The sequence below is a fragment of the Nocardia sp. JMUB6875 genome (assembly GCF_041154655.1).
GTDB lineage: Bacteria > Actinomycetota > Actinomycetes > Mycobacteriales > Mycobacteriaceae > Nocardia.
Window position 1 is genome coordinate 1 of the sequence record NZ_BAAFGR010000097.1, and the last position, 20,893, is coordinate 20,893.

The 20,893-nt window shown below is 67.5% G+C and carries 20 protein-coding genes; 8 read left to right on the forward strand and 12 right to left on the reverse strand.

What is annotated here, in order from left to right; all coding sequences use genetic code 11:
* Positions 1-217: 217 nt before the first annotated feature.
* On the reverse strand, positions 218-997 hold the full coding sequence (locus tag ACAM49_RS23780) for an NAD(P)H-dependent oxidoreductase (protein ID WP_369637770.1): 780 nt from the start codon (positions 995-997) through the stop codon (positions 218-220).
* Between the two features lie 139 nt (positions 998-1,136).
* Between ACAM49_RS23780 and ACAM49_RS23785 the strand changes: the two genes are divergently transcribed.
* Positions 1,137-1,991 carry a helix-turn-helix transcriptional regulator gene (locus ACAM49_RS23785; RefSeq protein WP_369637771.1) on the forward strand — a complete coding sequence of 285 codons (855 nt, stop codon included), beginning with the start codon at positions 1,137-1,139 and terminating at the stop codon, positions 1,989-1,991.
* Between the two features lie 68 nt (positions 1,992-2,059).
* Here the strand turns inward: ACAM49_RS23785 and ACAM49_RS23790 are convergent, their stop codons facing one another.
* From ACAM49_RS23790 to ACAM49_RS23820, 7 genes are all read right to left on the reverse strand, one after another.
* Complete coding sequence (locus ACAM49_RS23790) at positions 2,060-3,433, reverse strand: ATP-binding protein (protein ID WP_369637772.1); 1,374 nt, start codon at positions 3,431-3,433, stop codon at positions 2,060-2,062.
* 11 nt (positions 3,434-3,444) lie between these two features.
* On the reverse strand, positions 3,445-4,116 hold the full coding sequence (locus ACAM49_RS23795; RefSeq protein ID WP_040812089.1) for a response regulator transcription factor: 672 nt from the start codon (positions 4,114-4,116) through the stop codon (positions 3,445-3,447).
* A gap of 53 nt (positions 4,117-4,169) precedes the next feature.
* Positions 4,170-4,592, reverse strand: a complete 423-nt coding sequence (locus tag ACAM49_RS23800) for a CBS domain-containing protein (protein ID WP_245568775.1) — start codon at positions 4,590-4,592, stop codon at positions 4,170-4,172.
* A gap of 102 nt (positions 4,593-4,694) precedes the next feature.
* The gene (locus tag ACAM49_RS23805) at positions 4,695-5,378 is read right to left on the reverse strand and encodes an ABC transporter permease (protein WP_369637773.1); all 684 of its coding nucleotides are present in this window, start codon (positions 5,376-5,378) and stop codon (positions 4,695-4,697) included.
* Positions 5,375-6,016: an ABC transporter permease gene (locus tag ACAM49_RS23810; protein ID WP_369637774.1), complete on the reverse strand. Its 642-nt coding sequence runs from the start codon at positions 6,014-6,016 to the stop codon at positions 5,375-5,377. Before ACAM49_RS23810 ends, ACAM49_RS23805 begins: the two co-directional genes overlap by 4 nt.
* The gene (locus tag ACAM49_RS23815; protein WP_369637775.1) at positions 6,013-7,158 is read right to left on the reverse strand and encodes an ABC transporter ATP-binding protein; all 1,146 of its coding nucleotides are present in this window, start codon (positions 7,156-7,158) and stop codon (positions 6,013-6,015) included. The genes ACAM49_RS23810 and ACAM49_RS23815 overlap by 4 nt, the downstream gene beginning before the upstream one ends.
* Positions 7,159-7,175: 17 nt before the next feature.
* A complete protein-coding gene (locus ACAM49_RS23820) occupies positions 7,176-8,072 on the reverse strand; it encodes an ABC transporter substrate-binding protein (protein ID WP_369637795.1) in 897 nt (298 codons plus the stop codon).
* 320 nt (positions 8,073-8,392) lie between these two features.
* Between ACAM49_RS23820 and ACAM49_RS23825 the strand changes: the two genes are divergently transcribed.
* The 3 genes from ACAM49_RS23825 (at position 8,393) to ACAM49_RS23835 (ending at position 11,514) form a co-directional block, all read left to right on the forward strand.
* Positions 8,393-9,322 (forward strand): glycine betaine ABC transporter substrate-binding protein, encoded by a 930-nt coding sequence (locus ACAM49_RS23825; protein ID WP_369637776.1) that lies wholly within the window; start codon positions 8,393-8,395, stop codon positions 9,320-9,322.
* Between the two features lie 103 nt (positions 9,323-9,425).
* On the forward strand, positions 9,426-9,962 hold the full coding sequence (locus ACAM49_RS23830; protein WP_369637777.1) for a hypothetical protein: 537 nt from the start codon (positions 9,426-9,428) through the stop codon (positions 9,960-9,962).
* Between the two features lies 1 nt (position 9,963).
* Positions 9,964-11,514 (forward strand): MFS transporter, encoded by a 1,551-nt coding sequence (locus ACAM49_RS23835; protein ID WP_369637778.1) that lies wholly within the window; start codon positions 9,964-9,966, stop codon positions 11,512-11,514.
* Here the strand turns inward: ACAM49_RS23835 and ACAM49_RS23840 are convergent.
* Together ACAM49_RS23840 and ACAM49_RS23845 are read right to left on the reverse strand one after the other, a co-directional pair.
* The gene (locus ACAM49_RS23840; protein WP_369637779.1) at positions 11,496-12,914 is read right to left on the reverse strand and encodes an AAA family ATPase; all 1,419 of its coding nucleotides are present in this window, start codon (positions 12,912-12,914) and stop codon (positions 11,496-11,498) included. The two genes, ACAM49_RS23835 and ACAM49_RS23840, sit on opposite strands and share 19 nt — an antisense overlap.
* A 90-nt stretch (positions 12,915-13,004) precedes the next feature.
* Positions 13,005-13,649: a TetR/AcrR family transcriptional regulator gene (locus ACAM49_RS23845; RefSeq protein ID WP_369637780.1), complete on the reverse strand. Its 645-nt coding sequence runs from the start codon at positions 13,647-13,649 to the stop codon at positions 13,005-13,007.
* Positions 13,650-13,718: 69 nt separating this feature from the next.
* Here ACAM49_RS23845 and ACAM49_RS23850 point away from each other — a divergent pair, with 69 nt between their 5' ends.
* The 4 genes from ACAM49_RS23850 (at position 13,719) to ACAM49_RS23865 (ending at position 18,945) form a co-directional block, all read left to right on the forward strand.
* Entirely contained in the window at positions 13,719-15,239 is a 1,521-nt protein-coding gene (locus tag ACAM49_RS23850) for a flavin-containing monooxygenase (protein WP_369637781.1), read from the forward strand.
* A gap of 33 nt (positions 15,240-15,272) precedes the next feature.
* Positions 15,273-16,103 (forward strand): SDR family NAD(P)-dependent oxidoreductase, encoded by an 831-nt coding sequence (locus tag ACAM49_RS23855; protein WP_369637782.1) that lies wholly within the window; start codon positions 15,273-15,275, stop codon positions 16,101-16,103.
* Positions 16,104-16,124: 21 nt separating this feature from the next.
* Positions 16,125-17,039, forward strand: a complete 915-nt coding sequence (locus ACAM49_RS23860; protein WP_369637783.1) for an alpha/beta hydrolase — start codon at positions 16,125-16,127, stop codon at positions 17,037-17,039.
* A gap of 112 nt (positions 17,040-17,151) precedes the next feature.
* Entirely contained in the window at positions 17,152-18,945 is a 1,794-nt protein-coding gene (locus ACAM49_RS23865; protein ID WP_369637784.1) for a long-chain fatty acid--CoA ligase, read from the forward strand.
* Between the two features lie 72 nt (positions 18,946-19,017).
* Here the strand turns inward: ACAM49_RS23865 and ACAM49_RS23870 are convergent, their stop codons facing one another.
* Together ACAM49_RS23870 and ACAM49_RS23875 are read right to left on the reverse strand one after the other, a co-directional pair.
* The gene (locus ACAM49_RS23870) at positions 19,018-20,208 is read right to left on the reverse strand and encodes a Cmx/CmrA family chloramphenicol efflux MFS transporter (protein ID WP_369637785.1); all 1,191 of its coding nucleotides are present in this window, start codon (positions 20,206-20,208) and stop codon (positions 19,018-19,020) included.
* Positions 20,209-20,296: 88 nt separating this feature from the next.
* Positions 20,297-20,869, reverse strand: a complete 573-nt coding sequence (locus ACAM49_RS23875) for a TetR/AcrR family transcriptional regulator (protein WP_369637786.1) — start codon at positions 20,867-20,869, stop codon at positions 20,297-20,299.
* Positions 20,870-20,893: the final 24 nt, after the last annotated feature.

Below are 20,893 nucleotides of genomic sequence, written 5' to 3' on the forward strand. Positions count from 1 at the left end.
TGCTGTTGTTCCGGCTCAACTGCTACTCCGACCGCACGCCCTACTACCGCCCGGTGTGGCTGTCGCCGCCCGCCTGCGCGGTGGCTGTGGCGGCGCCCGCCAGGGTTGCGGCGAGGGTGCGTTTCATGGGGTCGAATCTGCCTGGCCGGGCTGAAGATGGGCTGAATCTGATGCCCATCTTCAGACGATCTTCAGCCACACCGCACCCGCGCTCAGGTCATCGGTGGAGGTGGAGGCCGAAACCGGAGCGGCCGGGGAGTTCGAGGCCATCGCGGAGGCGCATGGCGGGCATTTCGTAGTCGCCGTAGTTCTGGAGGCGGTAGGGGATGGGGTCGGTGGATTCGAGGGTGAGGAGGCGTTCTTGCCAGGCTTTGGTTGCGTCGGTGAAGGTTTCGGGGGTCATTCGGCCGGTGCGGTAGAGGACGAAGGGCGGGAGGACGTGCATGCCGGGGTGGTAGAGGATGCCGTGCTGGATGGGGTAGAGGAGATCGTCTATGGGGCCGTTGATGCCTCGGTCGGAGTAGTGGGATTCGGGGCCGCCTACGGTGAGGGAGAGCATGGCGCGTTTGCCGGCGAGGGCGCCTTCGCCGAAGCGGTCGCCGTAGCGGGTTTCGTTGTGTTCGCCTACGCCGTAACCGAATCCGTAGGTGAAGACGCGGTCGACCCAGCCCTTGAGGATGGCGGGCATGGTGTACCACCACAGCGGGAATTGCAGGATCACGGTGTCGGCCCACCAGAGCTTGTCCTGTTCGGCGCGGATGTCGGCGGTGAGGGTGCCGGTTTCGTAGGCGCGGCCCGAGTCGTGGACGGCGTCGAGCGGGGTGGAGGCGGCGGGGCCGAAATCGTCGGCGTCGATGATCGACTTCCAGCGCATCTCGTAGAGGTCGCTCACCTGGACCTCGTGGCCCGCGCCGGTCAGCGTGTCCACCGCGATATCGGTGAGCGCGCCGTTGAGCGAGCGGCGTTCGGGGTGGGCGTGCACGATGAAGACTTTCATTTCTGCTCCTCGGATCGATGTGACCTCGATCTTGGAGCGCCCGGCCGCCGCCGTTCAGGGACGCTTTTTCCGTAGGACCGGACTTCCTGGTACTCACAGGGCCACCCGGTCGGTCGGTTTCACGCCCGATACTGGAGCGATGGACGATTTGGCCGACTTCCTGCGCACCCGGCGCGCCCGGGTCGACCCGGAAACCGCGGGCATCCCGGTGGATTCGCGCCGCCGCGTGACCGGGCTGCGCCGCGAGGAGGTCGCGCACCTGTCCGGCGTCAGCGTCGACTACTACGTGCGGCTGGAACAGGGCCGGGCGCGGCAACCCTCGGCGCAGGTGCTCGACGCGCTCGCGCGGGTGCTCGGTCTGGACGAGGTGGAACGCGATCACCTGCACCGGCTCGCGCATCGGAGCGGGCGGGCGTCCCGGCCGGCATCCGCCACCCGGCTGCGCCCCGAACTGCTGCGGGTCCTCGAGCTGGTCGCCGACGCCCCCGCGTTCCTCATCGACCATCGCATGACGATCCTGGCCGCCAACCGCCTCGCCGACCTGCTCTACGGACGTCCCGCACAAGGGTTGAACATCGCCCGCCACCTCTTCCTCACCGAGGAAGGCCGCAAGCTGTTCGCCGGTTGGGACGGCTGCACCCTCGACACCGTCGGCCACCTGCGGCTGGCCGCGGGCCGCCACCCCGACGACCCCGAATTGGCTTCCCTCATAGGCGAACTCGCCATGCGCAGCGAACGCTTCCGCAAGCTCTGGGCCCGCGCCGACGTCCGCACCCGCACCCACGGCCGCAAGACCTACAACCATCCCCTGGTCGGCCCCATGGAACTGCACCAGGAGAACTTCGCCCTCCCCGACGCCGACGCCGAACTGGTCGTGATGTCGGCCGCCCCGGACACCGCCGCCCACGACAACCTGCGCCTGCTGGCGAGTCTCGGCGCGACCGCCGAAGCCGAGCCGGAGCAGCTGCCGAACGAGCCTCGCGCCGCTCACTGATTCGGCCGTGGGCCGCCCGGATGGGCCTGGACCTACATTTCCGCAGTGAAATTCGCAGGAATCTGCGATCAGTCGGCGGTAAATGTAGGAATAGGCCCATTACGGGGGATACGGAGAACGAACACCGCTCCGGAGGAGCCGAGATCGGGTGCGGCGCAGCTCAGCTCGCCGCCGTGGGCGCGGGCCAGGCCGCGGGCGATGGACAGGCCCAGGCCGGAGCCGTCGGGGCGGTGGTCGCGGGCGGGGTCGAGGCGGACCAGGCGGTCGAAGATGCGGTCGCGGTCTTCGGGCGGCACGCCGGGGCCGGAATCCGAGACTGTGAGTTCGACTGTGCCAGAGACCGTTCGGAGGTCGGTCGCGATGACGCCTCGGTTCCGCATGGCCTGGCAGGCATTGGTGAGCAGGTTGGTGAGGATCTGGCCGATTCGCTCCGGGTCGGCGATGACCGGCGTGGGATCGTCGCCGGTGAGTTGGAAGTCGATGTCCGGGTGGAGCATTCGCATGCGGTCGAGGTGGGTGGCGGTCAGGGTACGCAGATTCACCTCCTCGAGGCGCAATTGCAGCCCGGCGTCGATGCGGGCCAGGTCGAGGAGGTCATCTACCAGTCGACCTGCGCGCTGGGTTTCGCGGACCAGGAGGAGCAGCATGCGCTGGCGGTCTTCGGGGTCGGTGTCGGCGGGCTGTTGGACGACGGCCTCGGCCAGGGAGCGGACGCCGGTGATGGGGGTGCGGAGTTCGTGGGCGGCGTCGCCTACGAAGGCTCGGATCTGTTGTTCGGAGGCGCGGGCGCGGGATTCGGCGGCGGCGGTGTCGCGGAGAGCGCCCTCCAGGGCGTCGAGCATTTCGTCGAAAGCGGCTGCGGTGCGGCCGAGTTCGGTGTCGGTGCGGGACGGATTCAGGCGGCGGCCGAGATGGCCGTGGGCGATATCGCGGGCCAGCCGGGTCATGGTGTCCAGGGGTGCGAGCGCTCTGTGCACGAGCAGCCACAGGCCGAGCACGATCACGGCGATCGCTCCCGAACAGGCAAGCAGCAGAAGCAATCCCAGCCGGGACTGCACCCGCGCCAGCAGTGGCGTATCGATCTGTAGGGTGAGCCGCGAGTCGTTGAGCGTCCCCGGCCCGGCCAGCCGGACGAAGCGGGTCTTGGTGGTGCTGTCCTCCGCCAGCTTGTGTTCCAGGCTCCCGTAGCTGCGTCCGTCGGCGAGGACCAGCCGCACCCGCACCGAATGCGTATCAACCCTCGCGATCAACTCCTCCGGCGAAACACCTTGCTGTGCCAGCTGTTTCGCCAATTGCACCCGATCGGTCAGCACCGTGTTCTCGCTGCGCGCCACCACCAGCCCGAACAATCCGCGCACCAGCACCGCCACCAAGACCAGAACGATCCCGGAAACCAGTGCGGCCGTGAGAGTCACCCGCCAGCGCAGCGATACGGTCTTCATTCCCGCAGCGTTCATCGCGGCGCCCGCAACGTGTACCCGAGCCCGCGCACGGTGTGCACCACCCGTTCCCCGTGCTCCTCGAGCTTGCGCCGCAGCGCGCTCACGTGCACCTCGACCAGGTTGGTGTCGTAATCCTCGTATCCCCAGACGGCCGTGAGGATCTGGGTCTTGGTGAGCACCCGGTCCCGCTGCGCGGCGAGGTACGCCAGTAGCTTGAATTCGGTTGCTGTCAGGGTCAAGGAATGCCCGCCCCGCCAGGCGCCGCCCGCGTCCACATCGACTTCGACATCCCCGATCACGATGCGGCTCTGCAGCTTTCCCATCCGCCGCAGCAGCGCCTCGACCCGCGCCACCAGCTCGGTGAGGTCGAAGGGCTTCACCACGTAATCGTCGGACCCCGCCCGCAGCCCGCGCACCCGATCCTCGACACCGTCGCGGGCGGTGAGCATGACCACCCCCGCCGCCGACCGCGCCCGCACCGATTCCAGCAGCGCGAAGCCGTCCCGCCCGGGCAGCATCACATCGAGCACGACGACATCGGGCCGGAATTGCGCGAGGTCCTGTTCCAGCAGCCCGCCGTCCGCGCGCCCGAGCACCTCGTGCCCGGCGGCGGACAGCCCGGCTCCCACCGCGGCCCGAATGGCCTCGGCGTCCTCGATGACAAGAATGCGTCCCGGTTGCACCCGGCAATAATGCGGTCCCTCGCTGTGAATCCGCTGCGAACCGGGACCGGAACCTAGTGCGGGACCGCGACCGCGGTGATGAATTCGGCCAGCTGCTTATCGCTGACGTTCTTGGCGAGGTCCGACTCGCAGATCATGCCGACCAGCTGGTTGCCCTTGCGCATATCGAGCACCGGCATCCGCTTGACCTGGTTCTGCTCCATGACGTCGAGCACGGTGTTCATATCGGTGTCGACGTCCACCGACCACACGCGCCCCTGGGCCAGATCGCCCGCGCGCACGCGGCTCGGATCGTGTCCCATGGCCACGCAGTTCACCACGATGTCGCGGTCGGTGAGCATGCCGATCAGCTGTTCGCCGTCACAGATGGGGAGTGCGCCGACATCCATATTGCGCATGACCTGGGCGGCGCGGTCCAGGGTTTCATCGGCGGGGATACATTCCGCGCTCCGGTGCATGATGTCGCGAGCCTTCACTGCGAGCCTCCTGTCTCGGATGGGTATGCCAGGAGACATCGTGACCCCGATCACAGTCAAAGGTCAATGCGGCTGTTTCAAATATGGCCCGCCACCGGGGGATCAGACGCGGCCGGTGACCTTGCGCAGCCGCCCGGTCCCGGGCACGCTCAGCCATACCGCGAACGCCAGCAGCCCGTCCAGCACCAGCGCCAGCGCGGCCACCAGAATCGCGCCGACCAAGACCTTGTCATAGCGGTACAGGCTGATGCCGTCGAAGATGTAGCGCCCCAGCCCACCGAGATTCACATAGGCGGCAATGGTCGCGGTCGCCACCACCTGCAGCGTCGCCGCGCGCAGCCCGCTCAACAACACCGGCAGCGAGTTGGGCAGCTCGACCTGGAACAGCACCCGCGGCTCGCTCATCCCCATGGCCCGCGAGGAATCCACCACCAGCGGATCCACATTCGCGATCCCGGCGTAGGCCCCGGCCAGCAGCGGCGGAATGCCGACGGTGAGCAGCGCCAGCAGCGGCGGCGTCAGGCCCAATCCCAGGAGCAGCACCACGAAGGTGAGCACGCCCAGGGTCGGCAGCGCGCGCATGGAGTTCGCGAATCCCACGATGAGCGCCGACCCGCGCCGGGTGTGCCCGATCAACAGCCCGATCGGCACCGCGATCACCGCTGAGAGCCCCACGGCCAGCACGCTGTAATACAGATGCTCGAGCAGCCGCCGCCCGATCCCGGTGGGCCCGGACCAGTTCGCGCCGTCGGTGAGGAAATGCCAGGCGTCGAGGAAAAGGTTCACGCCGCACGACCTTTCAGCCACGGCGTCGCGAATCTGCCCAGTACGAACAGCAATCGGTCCACGATCAGGGCCAGCACCAGCACGACGATGATGCCCGCGATGATCTCGTCGGGGTAGTCGCGCTGATACCCCTGCGTGAACAGCTTGCCCAGCCCGCCCACGCCGATCAGCGCGCCGACGGTCACCATCGAGATATTGGTGACGGCGACGACGCGCAGGTTGGCGATGAAAACCGGTAGCGCGAGCGGAAAGTCGACGGTGAGCACGCGGCGCAGCCGGGTGTACCCGATGGCGTCGGCGGCCTCGAGGGTCTCGGACGGCACCGAATCCAGTGCCGTCGGCACGGCCGTCACCAGCAGCGCCACCGAGTAGATGGTCAGCGCGATAACGACGTTAAACGGATCGATGACCCCGATCCCCAGCAGCGGCGGCAGGATGACGAACAGCGCCAGCGACGGAATCGTGTACGCGATGCTCGCCGCCGTGGTGGTGATCCGCCGCAGCCAGCGCGCCCGATGCGCGAGCGCCCCCGCCGGCACCGCGATGGCCAGCCCCAGCAGCAGCGGCACCAACGCCAGATACAGATGCGTACGCGCGTATCCCGCGATCTCGTCGAAATTGTCGATGAGATACCTCACCGGGACTCCTCGAAGAAGACGCGGTTGCGTTCGGCGTCCTCGGCGGTGCGCTGGCGGTGCAGCTGTTCGAGCACGTCGCGGGCATAGATCGCGCCGCGGACCGCACCGGAATCATCCACGGCCACACCGATTTCCGAGGGGGAGGAGATGGTGGCGTCGAGGGCCTGGCGCAGGTCGCCGCCGGGCGGGAAGAGGGAGCCGCCCGCAGCCACGCTGTCGGCGAGGGGGTGCCCGGCGCGGACGCCCTCCACGCCGGTGGTGTCGATCCAGCCGACGGGCTTCTTGGCGTCGTTGATGACGAGCCGCCATTCGCCCTTCTCCAGCCGGATGTCGTGCACCTGGTCCGGGGTAACGGTCGAAAGCTCTTGCAGCGGAACGGTATCTGCGGGCCGGAAGGACAGCTCCCGGTATCCGCGGTCGCGGCCGACGAATCCGGCCACGAAATCGGTGGCGGGCTGGGCGAGTACGGTCTGCGGCACATCGTATTGCTGCAGGTAGCCGCCCGGCCCGAAGACCGCGATGTGATCGCCGAGCTTGATGGCCTCGTCGATATCGTGGGTCACGAAGACGATGGTCTTGCGCAATTCGGCCTGCAGTCGCAGCATTTCGACCTGCAGTTCGGTGCGCACTACCGGGTCGACGGCGCTGAACGGCTCGTCCATGAGCAGGATCGGCGGATCCGCCGCCAGCGCGCGGGCCACACCCACGCGCTGCTGCTGACCGCCGGACAGCTGCGACGGATACCGTTGCGCCAGACCGCGATCCAGCCCGACCCGGTCCATGACCTCCAGCGCCGCCTTGCGCGCCGCACTGCGCGACTGCCCGCGCAGCACCGGCACCGTGGCCACATTGTCGACCACGGTCCGATGCGGCAGCAGACCCGCGTTCTGGATCACATACCCGATCCCGAGCCGCAGCTTCACCGGATCGATTCGCGAAATATCCTGCTCGCCAACGGTGATGGTCCCCGCCGTCGGGCTGATCATGCGGTTGATCATCCGCATGGAGGTGGTCTTGCCGCAGCCGGAGGGCCCGACGAACACGGTGAACGACCCGGATTCGATGCGCAGGTCGAGGTGGTGGACGGCGGTGGTGCCATCCGGGTACGTCTTGCTGACGCCGCTGAATTCGATGTCGGACACCGTGCTTTTGCCTTCCCTTAGGCGATCGGCTTGTCGAGTCCCTGCGCGCTCACCCATGCCTTGGCGGCCGCGGCGGGCTCGGTCTTGGCGGTGCCGGAGACGGCGGTGTTCAGCGAGATCAGTTCGGCCGTGCTCAGTTTCGCCGAGACCGCGTTGAGCACCTTGGTCAGCTTGTCGCTCTTCTTGGCGGCGTTGTAGAGCGGCACCACGTTCTGCGGCGGGAAGTTGTGCTTGGGATCGGTCAGCACCACCAGGTTGTTGGCGACGATGGCCGGGGAGGTGGTGAAGATGTCGGCCGCGGTGACCTGGCCGTCGACCAGCGCCTTCACCGTGGCGGGGCCGCCGCCGTCGGCGATCGGCACGAAGTTGGCGGTCGGGATGTCCAGGCCGTAGTTCTTCTTCAGGCCCGGCAGCCCGCCCGGACGCTCGGAGAATTCCGCGGGCGCGGCCAGTTTCACCTCGGCCGAGTGCGGGGCCAGGTCGGCGATGCTCTTCAGGTTCCACTTGTCGGCGGTGGCCTTGGTGACCACGACCGCGTCGGAGTCCTCACCGGGCGCGGGGGTGCCGATGGCCAGCTTGTCGCCGAGCGCCTTGGTCAGCGCGGCATTCACCTCGTCGGGCGAGGTCGCGGTGGACGACTTGTCCAGGTACTGCAGCAGGTTGCCGGTGTAATCCGGAATCAGCGAGATGGAGCAGTCCTTCAGCGCGGGCACGTACGCCTCGCGGCTGCCGATATTGAGCTTGGTGTCGATGCCGAAGCCGTTGGCGCGCAGCGCTTCCGCGTACACGTCGGCGACGGTCTCGGATTCCGGGAAATTGGCCGAGCCGACGGTGAGCTTATTGGTGTCGCCGCCGCAGTCGCCCCCGCTGCTGAGCGGGTTGGACGAGCTGCCGCCACAGGCGGACAACGCCATGGCCGCGGCCAGCGCCACCGACGCGGCGAGAATCCTGAGTACTGTCCGGGAGATGCGCCTGCCGTCGGCGCGCGTGGTGATGAGCGAGTGCACTGTCGTCCTTCCGAGCGGGGTGCCTGCGGCGGGCGGGGCGAAGATCACCCCGAAACAGACCTAACTGTCCATATTGCCCGGGTGTTCCCGTGAACGTTGCCTACCTGTGGTCGGTTTCGCTCATTTGGCCGATCCGGTCGAGCAATCGTGGCCGGGGCCCCGTTATTTTTGATAGGCACTGTCACCCTGTGGAAGAACTGGGATCACTCTGCGGCAGACTGTTGCGCGTGTCCGCCGCAACCGCCTCCCTCGCGCGCCGCCTGACGCGGCCACTGCTGGTCATCCTGGTGGCGGCGGTCGCCGTCGCCTGCGGAAGCAAGGATTCCGGGCCGGTATTGACGGTCGGTGCGGGGGATTCGGCGGAGTCGATGATGATCGCCGAGATCTACGCCGGGGCGCTGGCGCGAACCGGGGCGCACACGCGGACCAAGGACCGCATGGGGCAGCGCCCGGACCTGCTGGCCGGATTGGACTCCGACACCATCGCGCTCTTCGGTGACGTCAGCGGTGACCTGCTGAGCGCGCTGGACTCCACCGCGACCGCCACCAAACCCGACGCCGTCAATGCGGCCGTGTCCAAGGCGCTTCCGGAGGGTGTCGTCGACTCCGATCCCGCCGACGGCACCGACCTGCGCCCGACCGTGGTCGCCGCGGCCTCCCGCAACCCGGACTATCCGACCTCGCTGAAGGATCTGGGCCCGCGCTGCGAGGGGCTGACCGTCGGCATCACCACCGGCCCGCCGCTGGACTCCCTGCGTGCCCCGCTCGATCCCCAGCGCGATGTGCTGACCCCGCTGCGCAGCGTCTACCACTGCGAGTTCGCCCACTCGATCACCTACTCCAACGACGCCGACCTGCGAAAAGCTCTCTCCGACGGCGAGATTCAGCTCGGTGTGCTGGCCGGGCCGCCCGCGTTCCTGCCCGACGGCGGCGTGGATCTGACCTCGCTCGCCGATCCGGACTACGCCTTCCGCGCCGCCAGCGTGCTGCCGGTCATGCGCAAGGCCGCGCTCACCGATCAGCAGATCCGCAAACTCAATTACGTGGCAGGCGAACTCACCACCACCGAGTTGGCCGACATGATTCACCAGGTCCGTGACCAGGGCGCGGTCCCCGCGTCGGTGGCGCGCGACTGGCTCGACGCGCACTCGCTCTAGCCCGGGAAGAGCTTGCGCGCCTTCCATCTCGGTCCGCCGCCCGCACAGGGCGAGTAGTCTGATTTGTCGTTCATGCCGTTCCGTCGCCCAGGGAGGCCGAGGCATGTCGAATCGGATCGCATTATCCAAATCCCTTGCGCTGCGCACCTTTACAGCGACAATGCTGTGCGCGCTCACGGCGGCCGTGCTCGCCGGGTGCGGTGTGTCGGGCAAAGAACCCAAGACCACCCACCAAACCGGCACTCCGGCCGCCGCCGGAGACACCGCGCTGGTGCAGGCCGTCACCGACGTCTACCAGAAGTTCTTCGACGGCAGCACCTCCGCCGATCAGAAGATCGCGCTGCTCGAGAACGGGCAGGCCTTCGCCGACACCATCAAGGCGCAGGCGGATTCACCCATCGCCAAGGGCAGCAAGGCGACCGTGTCGAGCGTGAAGGCGGTCGGCACCGACAAGGCCGACGTGGTGTTCACGGTCTCGCTCAACGGCACGCCCGCACTGCAGGATCAGCCGGGCGGCGCAGTGCTGGCCGCCGGCGCGTGGAAGGTCGCGGCCGCCACCTTCTGCGATCTGCTCTCGCTCGAGACGCAGGGCAAACCACCCGCGCCCTGCTCGACCGGGTCGGTCACACCCACCAGCTGACATGCGCGAGCTCGGGACGGCGGCGCGTCCGCGCGTCGCCCTGGCCACCGTGACGGCCGTGCTGTTCGTGACCTTCCTGGACACCACGGTCGTCAGCGTCACCCTCGGTGATATCCAGTCGGATCTGCACGCGGGTGTGGTCTCGCTGCAGTGGGTGGTGAACGCGTACACACTGGTCTTCGCCAGCCTCATGCTGACCGCCGGATCGCTCGGGGATCGGTGGGGGAGAAAGCGTGTCATGGTCGCCGGGCTCGCGGTGTTCGCCGCCGGATCGGTGCTGTCGGCGCTCGCACCCACGGTGGCGGTGCTCATCGCGGGCCGCGCGGTCATGGGCTTGGGCGCGGCGGCCTCGGAACCCGGCACGCTGTCGGTCATCCGGCACGTGTTCCCGGATCGCGCGGAACGCGCTCGCGCACTGGGCGCTTGGGCGGCGGTGTCCGGGCTGGCCTTGGCGCTGGGACCGGTGCTCGGCGGCGTCCTGGTCGGGGCATTCGGCTGGCGTTCGGTGTTCTGGTTCAACCTCGCGGTCGCCGCGGTGGTGCTGGCCGCGGCGCTGCGATACGTACCGGAATCCGCTGACCCGCAACCCGGTCCGGTCGATCTGGCCGGATTCGTTACGGGCTCGGCGTTTCTCGGCTGCGTGATCTACGCGGGCATTGCGGGGGAGGAGTCCGGCTACGGCGCGGCCACGGTGATCACGCTGTTCGTGATCGGCGGCTGCGCCTTCGCGGCCTTCGTCGCCATCGAGGCGCGGGCCCGAAATCCCATGTTCGACTTCCACTATCTGAAGGTCCCGATGGTGCGCAGCGCCTTGATCGTCGCCTTCGCCGTCTACTTCGGCATCTTCTCGATCTTCTTCTTCACCGCCCTGTATCTCCAAGAGGTGGTGGGCTATTCGGGCTGGCGCACCGCGGAAGTGTTCGCCCCCATGGCCGCAGCCATCATCCTGGGCGCGCTGTACGCGGGCTACTGGGTGGCGCGGCGCGGCTCCCGCACCCCCATGATCACCGGCTGCGTCCTGGGTGCCGCCGGAATCCTCCTGACCCGCGAAACGCTGAGCATCTCACCCCAATTCGCTCAGCTGTCCCTGGCGTTGACCCTGGCCGGACTGGGTTTCGGCATCGCCGTCGTCCCCCTCACCTCAGCGGTCCTCTCCGGCGTCCCACCCGAACACTCCGGCATGGCCGCCGCCGCAACCAACACCATGCGCCAGGTAGGCGCGGTGGTCGGCGTCGCAGCCCTTGGCTCCCTGGTGAATTCGTTCCTGAACTCCGACCTGACCGACCGCCTGAACCAGCTAGGCATCCCCGCCAATTTCCAGGCGATAGTCATCGATGCCATAGAAACCGGCAAGGTCCCCAATGGCGGCGACGCGTCCGCCTCCGCCGCCTACGGCCCCATAGTCAACGACGTCATCAACGCCACCTACGCCGCCTTCCATCGCGGCCTCGACGTCGCCCTGGAAGTCTCGGCAATCATGATCCTGCTGGCCGCCCTGATCACCGCGGTCTCCTCCCGTGGCGACCACTCCGGCTACGAGTTCGAGTCCTGACCGTTCGGCGCGCCGAGCAGCGAACGGGTGAGAGCCGATGCGGCATCGTTCATCTCGCCCAGCGTGGCGGTCAGATCCGCATCGTCCACGCTCACCTGCTGCTGTTCGGGATGCGCCGTGATCGCCCGCAGCGCCGCGCGCCGTAGCAGCTCCTTGATGAACGAGGCGGTCTGCCCGGCGGTCGCCGCCACGATCGGCTCGAGATCGGCGGTCACCGTCAATCCGCTGCTGTAGAGCGCCAGCAGTGCCGCCCGACCCCGCGCGTCCGGCCGCGGAATCTCCACCGCCAGATCGACCCGCCCCGGCCGATCGGCCAGCGCCGTCTCCAACTCCCCGGCCCGGTTGGTGGTGAGCAGGAAGGTGACATCCGCGTCCCCGCCGATCCCGTCCATGGCGTCGAGCAGGCTGAACAGCAATGGATTTCCGCTCGGGCTGTAGCTGCGGTCCTTCGCGATCAGATCCACGTCCTCGACCACCACCACACTCGGTTGCAGCCGCCGCGCCAGCGCCGACGCGGCATTGATCAGCCGCATGGCGGGTCCGCTGATCACGATGACGGTGGCGTCGGGCAGCCGCCCCATCAGATACCGGACGGTGTGTGTCTTGCCGGTGCCGGGCGCACCATGCAGCAGCAGACCACGTTTCACGTGCTGCCCCGCCGCCCGCAATCGCGCGCCGTGCTCGGCGATGCCGACGGTGTGGCGTTCGATCAGATCCAGCACGCCGTCGGGCAGCACCACATCCGCCGCGCTCAGATGCGGCCGCGGCAGGAAGGTGAGCAGTTCGTTCCCGCGATGCTCGCTGATCCCGAAGGCCAGCACCTGCCCGCGATACACGTCGTGCTCGGCCATCAGCTCCTCGATGCGCTCGCGGGCGGCGGTCGCGGTAACCCGCTCGGCCGCAAGCACTGTCAGCTGGCAGGCCTGGGTGTTGCCGAACCGCATGTCCGGTCCGCGCACGCACAGCACGACCGGTACGCCGTCGGGCGCGGTGGCGTTCACCAGCCCCAGCTTCACCGCCTCGATCGACTTGTCCGGCCCGATGGCGACCGTGGCGTAGTCGACCGTGCCGAGCTCGTACCACCGCCCGTGCCGGGCGTTGGCCAGCAATCCGATGAAGTCGTCGCCCGAGCGCTGCGCCCCCGCGATCCCGAACCAGTCCGGTGCGGATCCACGTTCGCCCACATAGGCATCCACCCCGCGTTGCAGATTCGCGTGCTCCCAGCTCGGCCACTCCTGCGTCACCACCGTGACCGCCGCGGGATCCAGGCCCAGATGCCCGAATACCTTCTCCACCAGTGGATTCACCGGCCCCTCGGTGGACACGGCATCGGCTGTGGCCTTGATGATCCGCTGTAGTTCCGCCGCGAATTCCCCGGCGTCGAACGCCTGGCTCCCCATCCCGACAAGCATCCTCGCCCCGCCGCTGGGCCGCAATGACTTTCGTGCCCGCCGCGTTGATCGCGGCCGCGCCGATGAGGGAGGGACCGGTTATTGCTGAAGGGCGGCAGACAGATCCGCGTTCAGGGCCAGGGCGGGGAGGGAGGTGACCAGCATGTCGACGAGGTCGTCGCGGGTGATGGGTTCTTCGCGGAGCCAGGTCAGGGTGGTTTCCTCGACGAAGGCGATCCAGCCGCGGACGGCCAGGCGCAGGCGGGGGCGGTCCGGATCGTCGGTGGGGAGGGGGGCCTCGGCGAGGATGCGGTCGACCAGGGCCATGCGGGTGGCGTTGACCAGGGTGACCAGTTCGGGGCTGGCGCTGGCGGGGCCGCGGAGGAGAGCGAGGTAGGAGGTGCGGTTCTCGGTGACGTAGTCGATGTAGCGCTCGACGGCGTCGCGGAGCATGTCGAACATGGACAGCGCCGGGTCGGGTGTGGTGCGTTCCAGCAGCGTGGCATTGGCGTGCTGGATGATCGCGAGGTGGAAGTCCTGCTTGGTGGGGAAGTAGTGGAACAGCAGCCCGCGGGAGATGCCCGCCTGCTCGGCGATCTCGCCGATCGAGATGTCCTCGAGGGCACGTTCGCGCAGCATGCGCGTGCCGAGTGTGATCAACTGCTCGCGGCGTTCGGCGGGACTCAGGCGCACGCGCTTGACCCGGTTTTCCGGTGTGCTGCTCACGGCGCGCTCCTTGGTCATGAGTCCAAGCTTACTGAACGCGAGTCAATACTGTTGACTCCCGCTCAATAAGACCCTACCCTCGCGTATATGAGTCGCAAGGTTACAGACAAAGCTGTCGGCAACCGGGAAGCCCGGCACGCGCACGTGATCATCGTCGGCAGCGGGTTCTCCGGCCTGGGCCTGGCCATTCGCCTGAGCCAGCAGGGCCGCACCGACTTCCTCGTGCTCGAGCGCGGCAAGGACGTGGGCGGCACCTGGCGCGACAACACCTATCCGGGCGCGGCCTGCGATGTGCCCTCGCAGCTGTACTCGTACTCCTTCGCGCTGAACCCGGAATGGTCGCGCTCGTTCTCCAAGCAGCCGGAGATCCAGCGCTACATCCAGGGCGTCGCCGACAAGTACCAGGTGCGCGACAAGCACGTCTTCGACTGCGAGATGACCGGCGCGCGCTGGAACGCCGAGGACGCTCGCTGGGAGATCCAGACCAGCCAGGGTCCGTACACCGCCGACATCCTGGTCTCCGCGGTCGGCGCGCTGTGCGAGCCGAACCTGCCGGACATCAAGGGCATCAACGACTTCCGGGGCGAGATCTTCCACTCCGCCCGCTGGAACCACGACTCCGATCTGACCGGCAAGCGCGTCGCCGTCATCGGCACCGGCGCGTCGGCCATCCAGATCGTCCCCAGCATCGCGCCCAAGGTCGCGCACCTGGACGTGTACCAGCGCACCGCGCCGTGGCTGCTGCCCCGTGGCGACCGCGAGTACCTGGCCCCGGAGAAGTTCGCGCTCAAGCACATTCCGGCGCTGCGGGCGCTCTACCGCGCCGGCATCTACGCCGCCCGCGAGACCCAGGTGGTCGGCCTGGCCAAGTTCCCGCCCGCCATGCTCGCCCTCGAGGCGGTGGCCCGCGCCAAGCTGTTCGCCGAGGTGCGCGATCCGGAGCTGCGCCGCAAGGTGACGCCGAACTTCCGCATCGGCTGCAAGCGCATGCTCATCTCCAACGAGTACTACCCGGCGCTGAGCCGCGAGAACGTGGACGTCGTCACCGACGGCATCAAGGAGATCCGCGCCAACTCGATCGTCACCAAGGACGGCGAGGAGCGCGAGGTCGACGCCATCATCGTGGCCACCGGCTTCCACGTCACCGACTCGCCGGTCTACGACACCGTCGCCGGGCGCGACGGCCGTACCCTGGCAGAGGTTTTCGACGCCATCGGCCAGCAGGGCTACAAGGGCTCGGCCATCCACAACTACCCGAACATGTTCTTCATGCTGGGCCCGAACGTGGGCCTGGGCCACACCTCGATGGTGTTCATGATCGAATCGCAGATCAACTACATCGCCGACGCCGTCGAACAGTTCGACAAGCTCGGCCTGCGCACCGTCGAGGTGCGCAAGGACGTGCAGGACGAGTTCAACAGCGAACTGCAGCGCAAGCTGCGGGGCGCGGTGTGGAGCACCGGCGGCTGCGCCTCCTGGTACCTCGACAAGCACGGCAACAACACCACGCTGTGGCCCGACTTCACCTTCCGGTTCCGTAGTCTGCTGGAGCATTTCGATGTCTCGGCCTACGACACGACCACCGAGCCTGTCGCACAGGCCGTTTAAGTCACCCACTCCAGACAACCGAAAGCGGTAATCGTGAGCAACGATGCTTACTTCAAGGACAAGGTCTGCGTGATCACCGGTGCGGGTTCCGGCATCGGCCGCGCGCTGGCGGAGAACCTGGCCGGGCGCGGCGCGCACCTGGCGCTGTCCGACATCGACACCGAGGGCCTGGCCGAAACGGTCAAGCGCTGCGAGAAGTTCGGCGTGAAGATCAAATCCGATCGCCTCAACGTGGCCGAGCGCGAGTCGGTGCTGCTCTACGCCGATGAGGTGAAGAAACACTTCGGCAAGGTCAATCAGATCTACAACAACGCGGGTATCGCGCATCACGGCGATGTGCTCGAGACGTCGTTCAAGGACGTCGAGCGCATCATGGACGTCGACTTCTGGGGCGTCGTCAACGGCACCAAGGCGTTCCTGCCGTACCTGATCGAGTCCGGCGCCGGGCACGTCGTGAACATCTCCAGCCTCTTCGGCCTGATCGCCGTTCCCGGCCAGAGTGCCTACAACGCAGCCAAGTTCGCGGTGCGCGGTTTCACCGAGGCGCTGCGCCAGGAAATGTTGATGAGCGGCAAGCCGGTCAAGGTCACCTGCGTGCACCCCGGCGGCATCAAGACCGCCGTCGCCCGCAATGCCACCGTCGCCGAGGGCCTCGACCAGAAGAACCTGGCCGCGCTCTTCGACTCCAAGCTGGCCATGCACACCCCGGAGATGGCCGCGCAGACCATCACCGAGGCCGTGCGCAAGGGCCACGGCCGGGTGCTCATCGGCTGGGAGGCCAAGGCCCTGGATTTGTTCGTGCGCACTACCGCCTCGTACTACCAGCGGATTTCCGCTGTGGTGCAGAAGCGCTTCCTGCCCTAGACAACTGAAAGACGCTCCGTCATGCCCGATGTGACACTGCCGCTGCCCCTCGTCCGTGCCGCATTGAATCCGGTCTTCCGGGTCATGCTCCATCACCGGCTCCCGTTCAATGTCCAACGGGCACTGATGGATTGGGGAGCGGTGGCGCAGCGTGCGCCACGCGGTACCCATGTCGATCGGGTGCGGCTGGGCGGCCGTCCCGCCGAACGCGTGACGGTGGGCCCGGTTTCGGACTCCGCCACCGTGCTGTACCTGCACGGTGGCGGGTATACCGTCGGCTCGCCGGTCACGCACCGCGCGCTGGCGGGTTATCTGGCTCGTGAAACCGGTTGTGCCGTCCAGGTTCTGGACTATCGACTGGCTCCCGAGCACCCGTTCCCGGCGGCGCTCGAGGATGCCGAGGCGGCGTTCCTGGAACTGGTGGCCGCGGGGTACCGGCCCGATCGCATTGCGGTGGCCGGTGATTCGGCCGGAGGCGGGCTCTCGCTCGCGCTGGCCGAGCGGCTGCGCGACCGGCACGGCATGACTCCGGCCGCGCTGGGTCTGATCGCGCCGTGGGGCGACCCGAACGAGGTGCCCACCCGCGCCCGCGATCTGGTCATCAACAAGCCGTGGTCGCGCGCCTGCGCCGCGGCCTATCTCGGCGGCGGCGACGGCTCCGACACCGGCTACGCGCCGATGCTCGGCGAGCTGCGCGGACTGCCGCCGACCTACGTCCAGGCGGATGTGGACGAGCTGCTGCACGACCAGTGCACGCGGCTCGTCGCGCAACTGCGCGCGGCGGGCGTCGCCACCGAGTTCACCGAGACGCGCGGCCTGTGGCATGTCTCTCAATTGCAGGCGGGTCTGGCCGCCGCTGCGGCCGCGGTCACGGTCGAGCTCGGGCAGTTCCTCCGGCAGGCCCTGCGACCAGCTCAAAGCCGGTCAATAGGATAGGGAAAAGACACAACACCGGACGGCCGGAGAACCGGTTCGGACGGTCCGCGGGCAGTTACATGTGAGCGTGGCGTAAATTACCCGCGAGTAAACCCACTGTGGAAGGGCAGCGATGCGAGAGTTCGAAGTCCCGGCTACCTACACCATTCCGGAAAACGCCAACATGTCAGACGGCGCCTTCCGGCATGCGGAGCAGACGCCCGACCTGGTCGTCTTCAACACTCCGAACGGTAAGGGCGGCTGGAACGACGTCACGGCGACCGAATTCGCCAAGGCCGTCACCGACGTTGCCAAGGGCCTCATCGCCTCCGGGATCGAACTCGGTGACCGCGTCGCCATCATGGCTCCCACCAGCTACGAGTGGGTCGTGCTGGACTTCGCCATCTGGGCCGCCGGCGGCTGCACCGTCGCCATCTTCGACAGCTCCTCCGCCGAGCAGGTGCGCTGGATCCTGTCCGACTCCGGCACCAAGGCGATCGTCGTCCAGAACGACAAGCACCGTGCCACCGTCGCGGAAATCGAAGGCGGACTTGGTGATCTGCAGGAGACCCTGCAGATCGACAAGGGCGCGATCGCCGACCTGATCGCCCGCGGCAAGGACCTCGACGACGCGCTCGTGCACGAGCGCCGTGCCCAGGTGAAGGCCGCCTCCCCGGCCACCCTCATCTACACCTCCGGCACCACGGGCCGCCCCAAGGGCGTCATGCTCTCGCACGCCAACCTGTACGCCGAGTCGGCCGCCGACCGCTCCGCCATGAGCGAGTTCCTGCGCCCCGGCCGCAAGTCGCTGCTGTTCCTGCCGCTGGCCCACGTCTTCGCCCGCGCCGTCGCGCTGGCCGCGTTCGACGCCGGCGTCACCGTCGCCCACACCTCCGACTGGTCCACGCTGGTCGAGCAGTTCGGCGCGTACAAGCCGCACTTCATCCTCTCGGTGCCGCGCGTCTTCGAGAAGGTGTTCAACGGCGCCAAGCAGAGGGCGCACGACGGCGGCAAGGGCAAGATCTTCGACTACGCCACCGAGATCGCCATCGCCTACAGCCGGGCGCAGGAGAAGAGCGGGCCGAACATCCTGCTCAAGGCCCAGCACATGCTGTTCGACAAGCTGGTCTTCAGCAAGCTGCGCGAGGCCATGGGCGGCCAGTGCGAGTCGGCCGTTTCCGGTGGCGGACCGCTGGGTTCGCGCCTGGGTCACTACTTCCGCGGCGCCGGCGTCACCATCTACGAGGGCTACGGCCTCACCGAATCCACCGCCGCCGTCAGCGTGAACACCCCGCGCTTCATCAAGGTCGGCTCGGTCGGCCGCCCGCTGCCCGGCCACGGCGCCAAGGTCGCCGAGGACGGCGAGCTGCTCATCCGCGGCCCGGTCGTGTTCTCCGGCTACTGGAAGAACGAGGAAGCCACCAAGGACGCCTTCGACGCCGACGGCTGGTTCAAGACCGGCGACCTCGGCGCCATCGACGACAGCGGCTTCATCTCCATCACCGGCCGCAAGAAGGAAATCCTGGTCACCGCGGGCGGCAAGAACGTCTCCCCGACCATGCTCGAGGACTCCCTGCGCCAGCACCCGCTGATCAGCCAGGTCATGGTCGTCGGCGACGGCCAGCCGTTCATCGGCGCGCTGGTCACCCTCGACCAGGACACCCTCCCGGCGTGGTTGGAGCGCAACGGCATTGGCGCCGACACCCCGATCGAGCACGTCATCGAGAACCCGGCCCTGGTCGCCGAGATCAATGACGCGGTCGCGGCCACCAACAAGCTGGTCTCGCACGCCGAGGCGATCAAGAAGATCCGCATCCTCCCGATCGACTGGACCGAAGAGGGCGGCGAACTCACCCCGAAGCTGTCGCTCAAGCGCGCGGTGGTCATGAAGAAGTACGCGGCCGACGTGGACGCGATCTACTCCTAGTCGGAGTCGAAAAGGGCGCTGCCGGTGGACTTTCCACCGGCAGCGCCCTTTTTCATGCTCGAAGGTCTCCGGTCAGCCGCCGATCTCGGCGAGCTCGTGCGAGGCTCGGGTCGGCGTGACTGTCTTCGGTCGTAGTGCCTGCGACCACACGACCAAACCCAGTGCGGCCGTGCCGAGTAGCGCGCCGATCCACGCGACCGACTGGTAGCCCATGCCCGCCCCGATGGCCAGGCCGCCCAGCCAAGGGCCCGCGGTGATGCCGACATTGAACGAGGCGACATTGCCCGCCGCGCCGAGGGTGGAGGCAGCGGGGGCGAGGGCGAACACTCGGCTGTTCAGCACCGGGTTGGTGCCGAATCCGAAGGCGCCCAACAGAAATACCAGGATTGCGACCGGAGCGATGTGCGTCGCGGTGAGCGCCAGCAGCACCGACGTGACGATCACACCCGAAATCCCCGCCAGCAGAGTGCGAATCGGGTGAGCATCAGCGGTCCGGCCACCAACAGCGATACCCAACAGGCTGCCCGCACCATAGACCCCCAGCACAACCGGCACCCACGCCTCGCCCAGCCCGGTGGTGTCGGTGAGCAGCGCGCCGAGGTAACCGAAGGTAACCAGCAACGCGGCAGTCGCCAACATGGTGGTCCCGAACAGCAGCCAAACCGGCCCGGTCCCCAAGGCGCGCAACTCTTCCCGAATCCGGGGTGCACTGGTCGCACGAGCATCAGGCACCTTGGCGATCACCCCGACCATCACCGCGATCGACATCAACGCCACGGTCCAGAACGCGCCCCGCCACCCCAGATGCTGACCGATGAACGTACCGGCGGGCAGCCCGATGATGGTGGCGACCGTCAATCCGCCCGCCACAATGCTCATGGCCCGCCCGCGTGCCGTCTCCGGCACCAACCCGATAGCGGTGGCCGCACCCACCGACCAGAACCCTGCGTAGACGAACGCCCCCACCACCCGGGTCGCGAACAACACCCAGTAATCCGAGGTCAGAGCCGCAATCACATGCGTCGCCGCGAATACCGCAAGAAATGCCAGCAGCGCCGTCCGCCGCGACCACCGCTGTGTGACAACGGCCAGAATCGGCGCACCGAGCAGCATCCCGATGGCGAAAGCCGAAATCAGCAGTCCCGCTTGTGGAATCGAGACCCCAAGGTCACCCGCGATATCAGTTAGCAGTCCCGCCAGCATGAGTTCCGAGGTGCCCTGAGCAAAGATAGCCAGGCCCAGGATATAGACAGCCATTGGCATGGCAGCCCCTCCTTCAGGTTTTGGATCGTTCAGTTCAAAACATGCGCAGATGAAAAATGAAGTGGCACAGCAGTGTTAGATCAGAACGTCACAGGCAACTCAGGGCCGTGTTCGCGATGGCTTCCAGCGTCTCCTGCCCCGCCCCGCCCCGCGCGGCGACCCGCATCCCGCCGATGGTGGCGATCACGAAGTGTGCGAGTTCGGTTGCGTCCCTGCGCTTATCGATGTCCCCATCACGCTGCCCGGCCGAAATCGCCGCGGTAAGCGCACTCAACCGCCGCTCCTGATCAACCCGCAGCAGCCGCGCAACCTCCTCGTCCCGAGGCCCCATCTCAACGGTCGCATTGACCACCAGACACCCCAGTGGATCCTCCTCGGGCGCCTCGATCACCTGCCACAACAGCGCGCGGAGCTTCTCCTTCGCCGAGCCTGGACCGTCCAATATCGCGAAAGTGCCCGCGTTCTTGTCCGCCATGTACCGCCGCAGAGCCCGCTCGAACAAGTCCTTCTTGCTACTGAAGGTGTTGTAGATACTGCTCCGCCCCAACCCGGTCGCTTCGCAAAGATCCTGTGTAGAGGTCCCCTCATACCCGGCAGTCCAAAACGCCCGCATCGCAGCATCCACCGCGCGCTCCTCATCAAACTGCTTAGGCCGTGCCATACCACCCACCGTAACACGTTTTGA